At 71.8% G+C, this 266-nt stretch carries 1 pseudogene; it reads right to left on the bottom strand.

The features are described 5' to 3' along the window. Position 1: 1 nt before the first annotated feature. Positions 2–266: pseudogene (locus AC5Y7D_RS30980) on the bottom strand (LCP family protein); the annotation flags it as partial.

Raw genomic sequence — 266 nt, 5'->3', positions numbered from 1 at the left:
TTCACGGCTGGTCCTGCAACGCGTCGGCGGGCACCGGCGCATCGGCGGCCAGCGCGTCGAACAGTTCACTGGCCGCGTCGTGATTCCACACCACCACCGAGCCGACGCCGGTGTCGGTGAACTCACCGATGGGCACGGTCAGTGCCGTGGTGGCGCCGTGCAGGGCCCAGCCGAGCCGGGCCAGGTCCCAGGCGTGATCATCGCGGTCGACGGTCAGCGCACCGGCCGCCGCACGCGGAACCGCATACCAGCGCCACGGGTTGAGC

The organism is Mycobacterium sp. NGS49, from assembly GCF_059812565.1.
This window is presented reverse-complemented; position numbering and strand designations above follow the sequence as displayed.